Consider the following 13,926-nt stretch of genomic DNA (forward strand, 5'->3'; position numbering starts at 1 on the left):
CGACCGATGGGCGGCGGCTACCGCTGGCCGCGATCAAGTTCGGTCGAAGCGGTGCTGAGCGGATCGGCCGCCGCGAAGGCGGCGTCGAGTTGTGAGGGCGAGCGCTGGCCGGCCCGCTTCCAGGCAACATACTGGACAATGCCTAAGCCCGGCCGTCGCGGCACCGTCTTCACGACCGGCATGCGAAATCCATCGCGGAATTTCGACCAGCGCGAACCGAGCACCGCGACCATTTCCTCGACGGTCGGCGGCGTCGCCACATCGGCATAAATGAGGGTGGCTCTGCCGGCGAGGCCTGCCTCCCGCGAGAGCGGCACCGGCACGCTGGCCAGATAATCGGACGGCACGTCGATCAGCCCGCCGAACGGCCATTGCTGGCGCAGCGTGGCGGCATCGGTTGGCGCGACGTTGACGTCGATGTTGTCGGGTGTACCGGCGGCCCGGTAGGGACAGCGGAAGCGGCCGCAATTGGCCTGCGCCGAGAACTGCCAGAGCGCGTAGCCCTGCCAGTTGCCCATCGGAAAATGCACGTCGATGTCAGGCTTGTACCGCGCGTACCAAAGCGGCAGCCGCGACAGGAGCCGGTATCTGTAGCGGTTGTCGGCGATATATTGCGCCGTCTTCCCGTTGGTGTAGAGCACCGGGAAGCGGCCCACGCGCCGATGCACCTGGCGCACGAACTCCTCGGCGTCATCGAGCGACATCCATTGCGTGGGATCGATACCCTCGATGTCGAGGGCCATGAGGTCGTCCGGCGCCGGGTCGGCGAAATCGAGGAAATTATTGGCCTGCTCGACTGGATTGCCGGGGCGGGCGAGGTGATAGGCGCCCCATTTCATGCCGAGCGCCTTGGCCACGACCCGGCGTGTCTGGAACAGCTCGCGCGTCACCGCGTGGCGTTTCCAAAGCGCCTTGCACAGCTTCACGTCGGTATCGCCGCCGAAACAGAAATAGGGCGGCGGCATGCCGTCGGACGCCTTGTTGATGAAGGCGGCGATGCGCTTGTCGGTGGCAAGCTGGGCCCAGTCGATGGAATTATATTCGTAGGCGTCGATGACCAGGGCGCGGTCGGCATTCTTCCACGGCTCGGAGAAATCCGAGGCCTTTGCCGCCATCGACAGTGCCATGACTGCCGCGAAAGCGAGAAGCGCCGTGCGGGCAAGAAAGCGCGCCGTCCTTTTCAAAACAGGGAATTCCCGTTGATCAAAGGCGAATGCTGAACCGCTATGGTTAAGGAAATGCTTATCGAGACGACGCGGTGTCAGCCGAACAGCTTCAACGCCGTCGCTACCGACAGGAACATCGACAACGGGCGACCTTGAAACGGCGTGAAACCATGCTTGAGATAAAAAGCGGCGGCTTTGTCGTCCTTGGCGTCGACGATCAGCGCGAAAGAGGCGGGAGCGGCTTGGGCGCAGCGCCGGAGCGCATCCACGATCAATGTCGATCCAACACGTTGTCCCTGATATCGGGTGTCGACAGCCAACCTTCCAATCAATATGGCGGGCAGGACTGGATAGCGCGGTAGGCGTTTCGTCAGCTCTTCTGGCAGAGAAGCGATGGGCAGACTTGCCGCTGCAAGAGTGTAATATCCGGCAATGAGACCGACATCACGGTCTGCGGCGACGAAGCAATTGCTGACTCGGCGTTTGACGTCCTGGCTCGCCTGCTCGCGAAGATAGTGGTCCAGTGCCAGTACACCGCAGCTGAATCCATTCCGAGTATACGAGCCACCCAGTGGCTCGATGATCAAGTCCAGACTCACCGGGATTCGACGACAAGTCGCTTGTAGGCATCGGCGGCTTTGCGCAGTGCTTCATTGGGTTCGGGTGGATTGAGAATGGCCTCGACCAGAGCGCGCTGATCCTCGATGGACAGGCGAATGATAGCCGTCTCCTCAATGGTGCGTTGTGCGGCTTCCTGCGCGGCGGCAACCACGAAGTCACTGACGCTGCGGCCCTGAATTTCGGCAGCACGCTTCACCACGCTAAGCATATCTGGCGAAATACGAGCCTCGATACGGGCAGTGCGGGTCTGTTGCTTTGGCATCGCGATCACCTCTGACGCAATATGTACGGGTTTTAACCGTACATATCAAGCGCTGCGGTCACCGTCGGCTGACCGGAGGAAATTCAAACGGATCTGGCGCCGGCTCCTGCCGCAACGTGCCTTCTGCGGCGCGTTTGCGGTGGTGGGCAAGCGAGCATCGTGGTGAGCACAATATGCCGCGATCCGACCAGTAGGCGGCGCCGTTCGCCAGGTCGCCGTGATAGTAGGAAAATCCGGTTGCCCGGTAGGGCAAACCGCATTCGATGCAGCGATAGGCGTCAGGTCTGGCAAGCATGGCAATGGTCCGGTCGGCTCTGTATATGATCTGCCCAGATCATATACGAGGATGTAATTCCTGATTGAAGAAATTTTGAGAGTTGCAACTTCGAAATTGGCCAGAATCTCCGCGATTTCGTCATCCTATGGTCTGCGCCGCGCCGCTTCGCCCGTGGATGACGACCCCATGGCGATTGCAAAATCCACGTGACAAAGTTTGACGTTTACGTAAAAAGAAGGCCACTGAATTATCCGAACGCGGTGGTTTGCGTCGGCGCTTCCGCATAGGATTTGTCGCCAGGGAGGAGCAGATATGTATCGCGCACCGGTCGAGGATATCGCGTTCACGCTGAAGCACGTCGCCGGCATGAAATCAGCGCTCGATGCCGGTGCCTTCGGCGATCTCGGCGAGGATTTGGTCGATGCCGTCATTGGCGAAGCCGGCCGTTTCGCCACCGAGGAGGTGGCGCCCCTTTACAAGATCGGCGACGAACAAGGCGCCGTGCTCAGGGATGCCGCCGTCACCATGCCGACGGGCTGGAAAGAACTCTATCGCCGCTGGATCGATGGCGGCTGGAACGCGCTTTCCGGGCCGGAAGAATATGGCGGCCAGGCGTTGCCGACCATGCTTGGCGTCGCCGCGCTCGAAATGTGGAATTCAGCGGCAATGGCGTTCGGCATCGGCCCGACGCTGACCATGGGCGCGGTCGAAGCGCTCGACAAGCACGCCTCGGAGGAACTCAAGGCGAAATATCTCGCAAAGCTCGTCTCCGGCGAATGGATGGGCACGATGAACCTGACCGAGCCGCAGGCGGGCTCCGACCTCGCCGCGCTGCGCGCCCGGGCCGAGCCCGCGGGCGACGGTACCTACCGGATCTTCGGCCAGAAGATATTCATCACCTATGGCGAGCACGACTTCACCGACAACATCATCCATCTGGTGCTGGCCCGGCTGGCCGATGCGCCGGCCGGCACGCGCGGCCTCTCGCTGTTCCTGGTGCCGAAATTCCTGGTCGGCGACGACGGCTCGATCGGCGCGCGCAACGACGTCTTCTGCTCCGGCCTCGAGCACAAGCTCGGCATCCATGCCTCACCGACCTGCACCATGATCTATGGCGACGGCTTTCAGGGCGCCAAGCCAGGCGCCATCGGCTGGCTGATCGGTGAGGAGAACAAGGGCCTCGCCTGCATGTTCACCATGATGAACAATGCCCGTCTGGCCGTCGGCATGCAGGGCGTCGCGGTCGCGGAAGCCGCGACCCAGAAAGCGGTCGCCTATGCCAATGAACGGCGACAGGGCAAGGCGAGCGACTATGTTGGCGCCGGCATGGCGCCGATCGTCCATCACCCGGACGTGCAGCGCAATCTCCTGACGATGAAGGCGCTGACACAGATCGCCCGCGCCATCAGCTATTCCTGCGCCCATGCCATCGATCTCGCGCGCGTGTCGTCGGGCGACGAGGCGGCGCATTGGCGCGACCGTGCCAATCTCCTGACGCCGCTCGCCAAGGCGTTTTCGACCGATATCGGCGTCGAGGTCGCCTCGCTCGGCGTGCAGGTGCATGGCGGCATGGGTTTCATCGAGGAAACGGGCGCGGCCGCGCTTTATCGCGACGCCCGCATCGCGCCGGTCTATGAGGGCACCAACGGCATCCAGGCGATCGATCTGGTGACCCGGAAACTGCCGCTCGGCGGCGGCGAGCACGTGCATGGCTATATCGACGAACTGGCCGGTATCGCCAATGCGGTGCGCACCTCCAACCTGCAAGGCTTCGGCCGAACCGCCGATCTTCTGGATGCAGCCCTTGGCGATCTGACGCAAGCGACCCGCTTCCTGCAAAAACTGGCGGCCGATGGTCAGACGGACAGGGCGCTGGCCGGCGCCACGCCGTATCTCAGGCTGATCTCGCTCGCCGCCGGCGGCGCCTATCTGGCGCGGGCCGCTCTTGCCGATCAGGGCCGCATCGCGCTTTGCCGCTTCTTCGCCGAAAACCTGCTTGGCGAAGTCAGTGCCTTGAAAGAGCGCGTCATCGAGGGTGGCGACAGCCTTGCCGCTGCCGGCAAGGCGTTGATGTCCGCCTGACATTCACCGAGGAAACAATCGTGACAGACCACATTCTCGTCGAGCGCCAGGGCGCCATCCAGATCATCCGCATGAACCGCCCGGACAAGAAGAACGCGCTGACGCGCGCCATGTACGCGAAGATGTCGGCTGCCCTTGCCGAAGGTGACGCCGACCCGGCGGTCCGCGTCCATGTCTTTCTCGGCGTGCCAGGTGCCTTCTCGTCCGGCAACGACCTGGCAGATTTCATGGTCGTCGCCACCGGCGGCGACGGCGGCACCGAGGTCTGGGATTTCCTCATGGCGCTGGCCCGGGTCGAAAAACCCATCGTCTCCGGTGTCGATGGCATCGCGGTTGGCATCGGCACCACGCTCAACCTGCATTGCGACCTGACCTTCGCCACGCCACGCACCGTGTTCCGCACGCCTTTCGTCGATCTTGGCCTCGTGCCCGAGGCAGGATCGAGCCTGCTCGCCCCACGCATCCTCGGCCAGCAAGGCGCGTTCGCGCTGCTCGGTCTCGGCGAGGGTTTTTCGGCCGAGCGCGCTAAGGCCGCCGGCCTGATCTACGAGGTGGTGGAGGAAGGGGCGCTGGAGGCTTCGGTGCTTGCCGCGGCTGGCCAGATCGCCGCCAAGCCGCCGCAAGCGCTCAGGATCGCGCGCGACCTGATGCGTGGCTCACGTGACGACCTCGTCGCCCGCATTGAGGTGGAAAGCGAGCATTTTCGCGAGCGGCTGAAGTCCGACGAGGCGCGCGCCGCGCTCACCGCATTCATGACCAGGAAAAAGAGCTGAGCCCCTTTCAGGGGTAAAGCCGCGCCTTGTCCCAACCACCCTTGGTGTCACGGGAAAAAACCACCCGGTCATGCAGCCGGAACGGTCTGTCGTGCCAGAATTCGATCGTCTTCGGCACGATACGGAAGCCGGACCAGTGCTTTGGCCTTGGGATTTCGCCGATGGCATAACGGGCCGTGTATTCGGCGACCGCCTTTTCCAGCGCGAAGCGGCTTTCCAGCGGCCGCGACTGTTTCGAAGCCCAGGCGCCGATGCGGCTGCCACGCGGGCGCGTCACGTAATAGGTGTCGGCTTCGGCGTCGCTGACGATCTCCACCGGGCCGCGCACGCGCACCTGCCTGCGCAGCGACTTCCAGTGGAAACACATCGCCGCCTTCATGCTGCCAAGAATTTCCTGGCCCTTGGCGCTCTCGAAATTCGTGTAAAACACAAAGCCGCTTTCATCGAATCCCTTGAGCAGCACCATCCGCACGTCCGGCATGCCCTCGGCATCGACGGTCGCCAGCGCCACGCCGTTGGCGTCGTTGATTTCGCTCTTGGTGGCGTCGTCCAGCCATGCGGCAAAAAGGCGAAACGGCTCGGCGGCCTCGGTAAAGTCACCGCTTGTTAACTCTGCATCACTCATAGTTTTTCTCAAATTGTCACGAAATCAGGGAGGTTGCCGATTGTCGCGTATCGCGCAAGCTTTGGACAGCAGGCAATGGGGCGTTATCGCTTCAGCCAGCGCGAAAGCGGCGATCGTGGCGGCGGCCTTGCCGCTCGCGGCTTGCGGAGCGGGGGGCTTCAGCCTGGAAAAAGCCGAAGTCGACCGCTCGATCCTGACTTCGAGCACATTGGCAACGCCAGCGCCGGCCGATTCGGATCGCGACTCCGACCAGACGACGATCGGCAATGCGGTGTCGTCCGCCGACATCGAGCAACTCGGTGGCCAGGCGGTGCCCTGGGCGAACACCGGCACTGGATCTCGCGGCTCCATTACCGAACTGGCGGAGTTGAACGACAGGGGTCAGACCTGTCGCCGCTTCAAGGCTTCCCGCGAAAGCTTTGACGGTGTTGCCATGTTCGAGGGTGAACTGTGCCTTGCCGGCGCTGGCGGCTGGCGCATGCAGGGCTTCAAGGCGCTCTGAGCCTGCTCCGAAAGCCGATTGGGTCGGCTTGGCGGATTTTTTCCAAGCCAATCCTCAACCGCCGTCTTCACGGCTCAGGCTCTGATTTTCCACCTTCGATCTGAAGCTCCGCCACTGGAATTTCTTCCTATGCGAGCGCATATAGGAGGCAAGTATGGACTCAACTCATTTCCAGGGCAGGACGCATGCGCGACCCCTATGAGGTGCTGGGCGTTGCAAAGAACGCATCGGCCAAGGACATAAAATCGGCGTACCGCAAACTCGCTAAGAAACATCATCCGGACCAGAATCCGAATGATCCCAAGGCGAAGGACCGCTTTGCCGCGGCCAATCAGGCCTATGAAATCATCGGCGACGAGAAGAGCCGCGCCGCATTCGATCGCGGCGAGATCGATGCCGACGGCAAGCCGCGCTTCCAGGGCTTTGAGGGTGCGGCCGGTGGCGGCGACCCCTTTGCCGGATTTCGCCGCCAGCAGCAGGGGGCCGGAGGCTCACGCTTCGAGTTCCGCTCGGGCCGGCCAGGCGGCGATCCGTTCGACGGCAACAGCGACATCTTCAGCCAGATATTCGGCGATGCTTTCTCCGGCGCGCGCGGTCCAGGCCAGGGTGACCGTCGACAGCCGGCGACGGCGGCCGACCTCAATGTGACGCTCGACATCACCATCGAGGAAGCGGCCAATGCCGAGAAAGTGACGGCGATGTTCCCCGACGGCCGCAAGGTGGCCGTCAAGCTGCCGGCCTATGTCGAGGACGGCCAGACCATCCGGTTGAAGGGCCAGGGTGAGCAGGGACCGGGCCAGCCTGGCGACGCGTTGGTCAAAATCCACATCCGCCGGCATCCGCGCTACCGCATCGAGGGTCGCGACCTGCACGCCGATCTGCCGGTTTCGCTGGCCGATGCGGTGCTGGGCGCCAAGGTGCCGGTCGAGACGCCGACCGGCAGGCTCGCTGTCAACGTGCCCGCCTGGTCGAGTTCCGACAAGGTCCTGCGGCTCAAGGGCAGGGGCTTGCCCGAGAAAGCCGGCGGCCATGGCGATCTTTACGCCCATGTGCGCATCATGCTGCCGGAAGGCGGCGACAGCGCGCTGGAAACGCTGTTGCGTGGCCAAAAAGGCTGATCGAGAGCTTTGTCCCCCGAACTGTCCGGTTTGAACGCTTGAAGGGGCTGTGTGCCTGTGCGATAGGCACTTCACAAAGCAGAAACCTTGCGGAGAGCGCTGACATGGCGGGTGGACAGGGCCTAATGGCCGGCAAGCGCGGCCTTATTCTTGGCGTCGCCAACAACAGATCGATCGCCTATGGCATCGCCAAGGCCTGCGTCGATCACGGTGCCGAAATCGCGTTGACCTATCAGGGCGAAGCCTTCAAGAAGCGCGTCGAGCCGCTGGCGGCTGAACTGGGCGCTTTCGTCGCCGGCCATTGCGATGTCACCGATCCGGCGAGCCTGGACGAGGTCTTCGCCAATGTCGCCAATCATTGGGGCAAACTCGACTTCCTCGTGCACGCCATCGCCTTCTCCGACAAGGATGAGTTGACCGGCCGTTATGTCGAGACGACGCGTGACAATTTCCTGCGCACCATGGACATTTCGGTCTATTCCTTCACCACCATCGCCAAGCGCGCCGAAGCCTTGATGACCGAGGGCGGTTCGCTGCTGACGCTGACCTATTACGGCGCGGAAAAGGTGATGCCCCACTACAACGTCATGGGCGTCGCCAAGGCGGCACTCGAGGCCAGCGTGCGTTACCTCGCGGTTGATCTCGGCGCCAAGAAAATCCGCGTCAACGCGATTTCCGCCGGCCCGATCAAGACGCTTGCCGCCTCCGGCATCGGCGACTTCCGCTACATCCTGAAGTGGAACGAATACAATTCGCCGCTGAAGCAGACCGTCACGCAGGAAGAAGTCGGCGATTCCGGTGTCTATTTCCTGTCCGACCTGTCGCGTGGCGTCACCGGCGAGGTGCACCATGTCGATTCCGGTTATCACGTCGTCGGCATGAAGGCGGTCGACGCGCCCGATATTTCGACGGTCAAGGATTAGTTCTCTCCGCCCGTCCCGGCCCTGGCCCGATCTCCGGAGAGCTGATGTACCCGCTGGTTTATATCGTGCGCCACGGCCAGACCGCGTGGAACGCCGAGTTCCGGCTTCAGGGCCAGGCCGACACCGATCTCAATGCTCTCGGCCGCGAACAAGCGACCGGAAACGGGCGTCGGCTGGCCGAACTCATCGGCGATCCCAACGAGTTCGACTTCGTCGCCAGTCCGATGAGACGGACGCGCGAAACCATGGAGCGCATTCGCGCCGCGATGCGGCTCGATCCGCTCGCCTATCGAACCGATGCCAGGCTCATCGAAGTCAATTTCGGTGATTGGCAGAGTTTTACCTTCGCCGAACTCGAGACGCAATCACCCGGGGCGAGCCGGTCGCGCTCCCTGGACAAATGGAATTTTCAGCCGCCCGGCGACGGGGCGGAGAGCTATCAGATGCTGCTCGAACGGGTGAAGCCCTGCTTCGATGAAATGAAGCGCAGGACGATCTGTGTCACGCATGGCGGCGTCATGCGCACCCTGTTTCGTTTCGTACTTGATATGGCCGAGGACGATGCGGCGAACCTGGAGATACCGCAGGATCGCGTGCTCAAACTTGAAGGCAAGAGCCTGGAGTGGCTTTAGGCCGCCTGATGGTGGCCAATTCCTAATGCATGTCGCCTGGAAGTGACGTCGGTTTTGGGGAAGACGACATGCAAGAACTAAAGCGCGTCGCGACGTGCTTTAGTTCGTGTCGCTGTCACCCGGCAACTGCATGTCGGTCACGACGTTTTCGCCATTGGTGACGTCATAAGCGATGACGATATCCATGCCTGGCTTCAGCGAATCGAGATCGGTTTCGGCATTGAGCTTGTAGGATTTGCCGTCGTCCAGCGTCAGGGTCAGTGCATCCTTGTCGACCTTCTTGATTAGGCCTTCGGTCTGGCCGGCAAAGGCGGCGGTGGAAAGCAGCAGCGTGGCGGCAACAGCGCCAATCAGGATACGCATGATCGTCCTCTTTGGTCATTGCGCCGGCCTGGGTGGCGGCGGGTCCTCAACGGCGAATGGAAGAAAGCAGAAACCAGCCGAATGTGTCAAAACTTAAACGGCGGGGATGACAGTTTGACCACTGTGGAAAACGCCAATAGAAGGCTGGCTTCAGCCGGCTGCGATGCCGGGCAGGGCGCTTTTCCATGTCTCACAACACGTTCGGCCATCTTTTCCGCGTCACCACCTGGGGCGAGAGCCACGGCGCAGCGCTCGGTTGCGTGGTCGATGGTTGTCCGCCGGGCATCCGCTTTACGCGCGACGAAATCCAGGCCGAACTCGACAAGCGCCGTCCGGGCCAGTCGCGCTTCGTCACCCAGCGCCGCGAACCGGACGAGGTGAAGGTCCTCTCGGGCTTCGTCCTCGACGAGGACGGCGCCACGATGATCACCACCGGCACGCCGGTGTCGATGCTGATCGAAAATGTCGATCAGCGCTCGAAAGACTATGGCGAGATCGCCCGCCAGTTCCGGCCGGGCCATGCCGACTACACCTACGACGTCAAATACGGCATACGCGACTATCGCGGCGGCGGCCGCTCCTCGGCGCGCGAGACGGCGGCCAGGGTCGCCGCCGGCGCGCTCGCTCGCAAGGTGGTGCCGGGCATGGTGGTGCGCGGTGCGTTGGTGTCGATGGGCGAAAAGTCGATCGATCGCGCCAACTGGAACTGGAATTTCATCGGCGATGCCGAGAACCCGTTCTTCACCCCGGATCCGGCTTCCGTGCCCGTCTTCACGCAGTATCTCGACGGCATCCGCAAGGCCGGCTCCTCGGTCGGCGCGGTGATCGAGGTCGTCGCTGACGGCGTTCCGCCGGGCCTCGGCGCGCCGATCTACGCCAAGCTCGACCAGGACATCGCGTCCGGCCTGATGTCGATCAACGCCGTCAAGGGCGTCGAGATCGGCAATGGTTTCGAGGCCGCCCGCATCACCGGTGAACAGAATGCCGACGAGATGCGCATGGGCAATGACGGCAATCCGGTCTTCCTGTCCAACAATGCCGGCGGCATCCTAGGCGGCATATCGACCGGCCAGGCGATCGTCGCGCGCTTTGCCGTCAAGCCGACCTCGTCGATCCTGACGCCGCGCAAATCGATCGACAAGGACGGCAACGACGTGGAGGTGATGACCAAGGGTCGCCACGACCCCTGCGTCGGCATCCGAGCCGTGCCGATCGGCGAGGCGATGGTCGCCTGCGCCATCGCCGACCATTATCTGCGGCATCGAGGACAGACAGGGAAGGGGAGTAGGGGAGTAGAGGAGCAGGGGAAATAAATTTCACCCTTAGCCCGACCAGGCAAATTCTTTCCTTTTCCCTATTCCCTTGCTGCCCTATTCCCCTACTCCCTTGCGAGCGAAGCGAGCGCACTATGCCTTACGACCAGAAGAAGATCGTCGAAGCCATCCGCGCCTTCGAGCGCGGCGAGATCGTCGTCGTCATGGATGATGACGGACGCGAGAACGAGGGCGACCTGATCGTCGCCGCCGTCCACTGCACGCCGGAGAAGATGGCCTTCATCATCCGCAACACGTCGGGCATCGTCTGCACGCCGATGCCGCGCGAGGAAGCCAAGCGGCTCAACCTGCAGCCGATGGTCGCCGACAATGATTCGGCCCACACCACCGCCTTCACCGTCAGCGTCGACTTCAAGCATGGCACGACGACAGGCATTTCGGCCGACGACCGCACGCTGACCGTGCGCAACCTTGCCAATGGCAATGTCGGCGCCTCCGATTTCGTCCGCCCCGGCCACATCTTCCCGCTCATCGCGCGCGAGGGCGGCGTCCTGATGCGCTCGGGCCATACCGAGGCGGCTGTCGATTTGTGCAAGCTCGCCGGCCTGCCGCCGATCGGTGTCATTTCCGAACTGGTCAATGACGACGGCACGGTCAAGCGCGGCCCGCAGGTGCAGGCTTTCGCCGAAGAACATGGCCTCAAGCAGGTTTCGGTGGCCGATCTCATCGCCTATCGGCAGCGCAAGGAAACGCTGGTCGAGCGCGTCGCCTGCTCCGACATCGACACGCTCGGCGGCAAGGCGCAGGTCTTCACCTACACGCTGCCCTGGGACACGACGCACCATGTCGCCGTCGTCTTCGGCGATATCCGCGACGGCGAGGACGTGCCGGTGCGGCTGCACTCCGAGGACGTGGTGACCGACGTGTTCGGCACAAGCCACCGGCTCGACGCCATCATGAAGGCGATGGGCGAGCGCAAGCGCGGCGTCATCGTCTATCTCAGAGAGGGCTCGGTCGGCGTCGCGCATCAGGAGCGCAAGCGCCCCGCGTCGGGCGACCGCGAGGATCACGAAGAGGCGCGCCGGCGCGAGAGCGAATGGCGCGAGATCGGCCTTGGTGCCCAAATCCTGAAGGATCTCGGCATTTCTTCCATCAACCTGATCGCTTCGCGCGAGCGCCATTACATCGGCCTCGAGGGCTTTGGCATCCACATCGCCAAGACCGAGATTCTGTAGCGGGCCAACACCTTCGCGACATCGTCATCCACGGGTCTGCGCTCCGCTGCGCGTCGCTTCGCCCGTGGATGACGATGTCGCCTAGGCCTAACGTATATGCGCTGATCATCGGACGGCTAGCCGTCACTCCGCCGGGATAGCCGCCTCGCATCCTTCCAACTCGCATTCGTGGGTGGCGAGGCTGCGCTGGCCGAGCAGCACCGTGACCAGCGCGATAACGCCCGAAGCCACCGAGACCCAGAACCCGTTCTGGGCGCCGAACGCATCCACCACCGCGCCGGCGGCGAAGGAACCGAGCGCCATGCCGATGCCGATGCCGGTCATCACCCAGGTGATGCCTTCAGTCAGCATCGCTTCCGGCACGTGCCGTTCGATCAAGCCGAAGGCGGTGATGAAGGTCGGCGAGATTGCCACGCCGCTGATGAACACGGTCAGCGCCAGCAGCGGCACCGTACCGGCGGTGAGCGGCAGCAGCGTGCCAAGCGCGACCAGGGCGACCGCGATTGCCAATTGGCGTTGCAGCGGCGCTTGCAGGTTGAGGGCACCGACGATGATGCCGAGCACGAACGACCCCAGCGCATAGACGCCGATGACGAGGCTGGCGGCGCCCGGCTGGCCGAATTCCTTGGTGATGGCCACGGTGCTCACCTCCGTCGTGGCGAAGGTCGCGCCGATGAAGACGAGCGAAAGGGTGATGATCTGCACCGGCCGCAGCCTTATTGCCGAACCGCTCGTGGCGCGATCCACCGGCCGCACCTGCGGTTCGGTCGAGCGCTGCAGGATGAAAGCCGTTGAACCGATGGCGAGGAGCACGGTGCTGACCAGAACGCCGGCTTCAGGAAAGAGGCCTGCACTGAGGCCCACCGACAGCGACGCGCCGGCGATATAGACCAGTTCGTCCGCCGCCGATTCGAAGGCGAAAGCGGTGTTCATCTGCGGCCGTCCCCGGAAAATCTCGGTCCAGCGCGCGCGCACCATTGCCGGCATGCTGGGCATGGCCGCGGCCGCCAGTGCCGAGGCGAACAGCGTCCAGACCGGCCAATCCTGATTGGCCGCCGCGATGAGAACCGCGAAGGCGATCAGGGTGATGATGGTGGTAGGGACCACGATGCGTGTCTGGCCCATACGGTCCACCAACCTTGATATTTGCGGCGCCACGAAAGCGTTGCCCAGCGCGAAAGTCGCCGAGACAGCACCCGCCAGCCAGTATTCGCCACGCGTCTGCGACAGCATCGCGACGATGCCGATCGGCGCCATGGCGATCGGCAGGCGCGCCAGGAAGCCGGCGGCCGCAAAGCCTTTGGCTCCGCGGGCCCGGAAGATTTCGGAGTAAGGGTTATGCATGATCCGGTTCCTCGACAAAAGGCGATCTGATAATTACATACGATACGTATGAGTGTTAAATAGACCATACGTCGCGTATGTCAATTGGCATACGGAGCGTATGTGGATAGGACCAGAGCATGCACCGACCACGCAAGGAGATGATCGCCGAGACACGAGCCAAGCTGATCGCCGCGGCGCGTCAGGCTTTCGGCACTATCGGCTATTCCGAAGCGTCGATGGACGATTTCACCGCATCGGCCGGGCTGACTCGCGGCGCCCTCTATCATCACTTCGGCGACAAGAAGGGCCTGCTGGAGGCGGTTATCGCCGAAATCGACGCGGAAATGGCCGCCCGGGTGAATGAGGTTGCGTCACGGGCGCCGACCCGCTGGCAGCATTTCGTCGACGAATGCACGACCTACATCGAAATGGCGCTGGAGCCGGAAATCCAGCGCATCATGTTCCGCGATGGCCCGGCCGTGCTGGGCGACCCGGCGCAATGGTCGAACGCCAATGCCTGCGTCGGTTCAATGACCGATCATCTGATCGCGCTGCAGGGGGAAGGGGTGGTCGTCCCCGGTGTCGACCCCGAGTCGGCCGCGCGGCTGATCAACGGGGCGAGCAGTCAGGCCGCGCAGCGCATCGCCAATGCGAAGAATCCCGAGGCGACGTCGAGGATGGTTGTGGCCGCGTTCAAGCAATTGCTCGAAGGCCTGCTGAAAAAGCCGCAAGCGCGGTCAAGCTGAA

The 13,926-nt window shown here is 63.1% G+C and carries 16 protein-coding genes; 9 read left to right on the forward strand and 7 right to left on the reverse strand.

Translation table 11 applies throughout. The annotated features are described in order from the left end of the window. Window positions 1-17: 17 nt before the first annotated feature. The 4 genes from FJ948_RS15510 to FJ948_RS30595 form a co-directional block, all read right to left on the reverse strand. Window positions 18-1,127, reverse strand: a complete 1,110-nt coding sequence (locus FJ948_RS15510) for a glycoside hydrolase family 25 protein (RefSeq protein ID WP_140705927.1) — start codon at window positions 1,125-1,127, stop codon at window positions 18-20. Window positions 1,128-1,261: 134 nt separating this feature from the next. Beyond that, window positions 1,262-1,753, reverse strand: a complete 492-nt coding sequence (locus FJ948_RS15515; protein ID WP_224537951.1) for a GNAT family N-acetyltransferase — start codon at window positions 1,751-1,753, stop codon at window positions 1,262-1,264. Window positions 1,754-1,761: 8 nt separating this feature from the next. Then, a complete protein-coding gene (locus FJ948_RS15520; protein WP_140705771.1) occupies window positions 1,762-2,049 on the reverse strand; it encodes a DUF1778 domain-containing protein in 288 nt (95 codons plus the stop codon). Between the two features lie 58 nt (window positions 2,050-2,107). Continuing rightward, window positions 2,108-2,344 (reverse strand): hypothetical protein, encoded by a 237-nt coding sequence (locus FJ948_RS30595; RefSeq protein ID WP_140705772.1) that lies wholly within the window; start codon window positions 2,342-2,344, stop codon window positions 2,108-2,110. Window positions 2,345-2,638: 294 nt separating this feature from the next. Between FJ948_RS30595 and FJ948_RS15530 the strand changes: the two genes are divergently transcribed. Both FJ948_RS15530 and FJ948_RS15535 read left to right on the forward strand, forming a co-directional pair. After that, window positions 2,639-4,408 (forward strand): acyl-CoA dehydrogenase, encoded by a 1,770-nt coding sequence (locus FJ948_RS15530; protein WP_140705774.1) that lies wholly within the window; start codon window positions 2,639-2,641, stop codon window positions 4,406-4,408. A gap of 20 nt (window positions 4,409-4,428) precedes the next feature. Continuing rightward, window positions 4,429-5,181 carry a crotonase/enoyl-CoA hydratase family protein gene (locus FJ948_RS15535; RefSeq protein WP_140705776.1) on the forward strand — a complete coding sequence of 251 codons (753 nt, stop codon included), beginning with the start codon at window positions 4,429-4,431 and terminating at the stop codon, window positions 5,179-5,181. Between the two features lie 7 nt (window positions 5,182-5,188). Here the strand turns inward: FJ948_RS15535 and pdxH are convergent, their stop codons facing one another. Continuing rightward, window positions 5,189-5,806, reverse strand: coding sequence for a pyridoxamine 5'-phosphate oxidase (gene pdxH / locus FJ948_RS15540; RefSeq protein WP_140705777.1), 618 nt, complete (start codon window positions 5,804-5,806; stop codon window positions 5,189-5,191). A gap of 40 nt (window positions 5,807-5,846) precedes the next feature. On the opposite strand from pdxH, the gene FJ948_RS15545 reads away from it, so the two are divergent. The 4 genes from FJ948_RS15545 to FJ948_RS15560 all read left to right on the forward strand — a co-directional run bounded on the left by FJ948_RS15545 (window position 5,847) and on the right by FJ948_RS15560 (window position 8,981). Beyond that, a complete protein-coding gene (locus FJ948_RS15545) occupies window positions 5,847-6,308 on the forward strand; it encodes an RT0821/Lpp0805 family surface protein (RefSeq protein WP_140705779.1) in 462 nt (153 codons plus the stop codon). A gap of 185 nt (window positions 6,309-6,493) precedes the next feature. Further along, a complete protein-coding gene (locus FJ948_RS15550; protein WP_140705780.1) occupies window positions 6,494-7,426 on the forward strand; it encodes a J domain-containing protein in 933 nt (310 codons plus the stop codon). 104 nt (window positions 7,427-7,530) lie between these two features. Further along, window positions 7,531-8,349: an enoyl-ACP reductase FabI gene (fabI, locus tag FJ948_RS15555; RefSeq protein ID WP_140705782.1), complete on the forward strand. Its 819-nt coding sequence runs from the start codon at window positions 7,531-7,533 to the stop codon at window positions 8,347-8,349. A gap of 44 nt (window positions 8,350-8,393) precedes the next feature. Then, on the forward strand, window positions 8,394-8,981 hold the full coding sequence (locus tag FJ948_RS15560) for a histidine phosphatase family protein (RefSeq protein WP_140705784.1): 588 nt from the start codon (window positions 8,394-8,396) through the stop codon (window positions 8,979-8,981). Window positions 8,982-9,080: 99 nt separating this feature from the next. On the opposite strand, the gene FJ948_RS15565 is transcribed toward FJ948_RS15560, so the two are convergent. Further along, window positions 9,081-9,344: a DUF1344 domain-containing protein gene (locus tag FJ948_RS15565; RefSeq protein WP_140705786.1), complete on the reverse strand. Its 264-nt coding sequence runs from the start codon at window positions 9,342-9,344 to the stop codon at window positions 9,081-9,083. A 185-nt stretch (window positions 9,345-9,529) separates the two neighbouring features. Between FJ948_RS15565 and aroC the strand changes: the two genes are divergently transcribed. Both aroC and ribB read left to right on the forward strand, forming a co-directional pair. Continuing rightward, entirely contained in the window at window positions 9,530-10,657 is a 1,128-nt protein-coding gene (gene aroC, locus FJ948_RS15570; RefSeq protein ID WP_140705788.1) for a chorismate synthase, read from the forward strand. Between the two features lie 95 nt (window positions 10,658-10,752). Next, window positions 10,753-11,853, forward strand: a complete 1,101-nt coding sequence (gene ribB, locus FJ948_RS15575) for a 3,4-dihydroxy-2-butanone-4-phosphate synthase (protein ID WP_140705790.1) — start codon at window positions 10,753-10,755, stop codon at window positions 11,851-11,853. 123 nt (window positions 11,854-11,976) lie between these two features. Here ribB and FJ948_RS15580 read toward each other — a convergent pair whose 3' ends face one another. Next, window positions 11,977-13,197: an MFS transporter gene (locus tag FJ948_RS15580; protein ID WP_140705792.1), complete on the reverse strand. Its 1,221-nt coding sequence runs from the start codon at window positions 13,195-13,197 to the stop codon at window positions 11,977-11,979. A gap of 119 nt (window positions 13,198-13,316) precedes the next feature. Between FJ948_RS15580 and FJ948_RS15585 the strand changes: the two genes are divergently transcribed. Next, window positions 13,317-13,925, forward strand: coding sequence for a TetR/AcrR family transcriptional regulator (locus FJ948_RS15585; RefSeq protein WP_140705794.1), 609 nt, complete (start codon window positions 13,317-13,319; stop codon window positions 13,923-13,925). The last annotated feature ends 1 nt before the right edge of the window (window position 13,926 follow it).

The organism is Mesorhizobium sp. B2-3-12, from assembly GCF_006442205.1.
In the GTDB taxonomy this organism is placed as follows: Bacteria; Pseudomonadota; Alphaproteobacteria; order Rhizobiales; family Rhizobiaceae; genus Mesorhizobium.

What these genes read in the sequence shown, in the direction of transcription:
- FJ948_RS15520 (WP_140705771.1), bottom strand. Translation starts at nt 2,049, where the DNA reads ATGCCAAAGCAACAGACCCGCACTGCCCGTATCGAGGCTCGTATTTCG.
- FJ948_RS15560 (WP_140705784.1), top strand. Translation starts at nt 8,394, where the DNA reads ATGTACCCGCTGGTTTATATCGTGCGCCACGGCCAGACCGCGTGGAAC.
- FJ948_RS15580 (WP_140705792.1), bottom strand. Translation starts at nt 13,197, where the DNA reads ATGCATAACCCTTACTCCGAAATCTTCCGGGCCCGCGGAGCCAAAGGC.
- FJ948_RS15530 (WP_140705774.1), top strand. Translation starts at nt 2,639, where the DNA reads ATGTATCGCGCACCGGTCGAGGATATCGCGTTCACGCTGAAGCACGTC.
- FJ948_RS15585 (WP_140705794.1), top strand. Translation starts at nt 13,317, where the DNA reads ATGCACCGACCACGCAAGGAGATGATCGCCGAGACACGAGCCAAGCTG.
- aroC (WP_140705788.1), top strand. Translation starts at nt 9,530, where the DNA reads ATGTCTCACAACACGTTCGGCCATCTTTTCCGCGTCACCACCTGGGGC.
- pdxH (WP_140705777.1), bottom strand. Translation starts at nt 5,806, where the DNA reads ATGAGTGATGCAGAGTTAACAAGCGGTGACTTTACCGAGGCCGCCGAG.
- FJ948_RS15565 (WP_140705786.1), bottom strand. Translation starts at nt 9,344, where the DNA reads ATGCGTATCCTGATTGGCGCTGTTGCCGCCACGCTGCTGCTTTCCACC.
- FJ948_RS15510 (WP_140705927.1), bottom strand. Translation starts at nt 1,127, where the DNA reads ATGGCACTGTCGATGGCGGCAAAGGCCTCGGATTTCTCCGAGCCGTGG.
- FJ948_RS30595 (WP_140705772.1), bottom strand. Translation starts at nt 2,344, where the DNA reads ATGCTTGCCAGACCTGACGCCTATCGCTGCATCGAATGCGGTTTGCCC.
- fabI (WP_140705782.1), top strand. Translation starts at nt 7,531, where the DNA reads ATGGCGGGTGGACAGGGCCTAATGGCCGGCAAGCGCGGCCTTATTCTT.
- FJ948_RS15550 (WP_140705780.1), top strand. Translation starts at nt 6,494, where the DNA reads ATGCGCGACCCCTATGAGGTGCTGGGCGTTGCAAAGAACGCATCGGCC.
- ribB (WP_140705790.1), top strand. Translation starts at nt 10,753, where the DNA reads ATGCCTTACGACCAGAAGAAGATCGTCGAAGCCATCCGCGCCTTCGAG.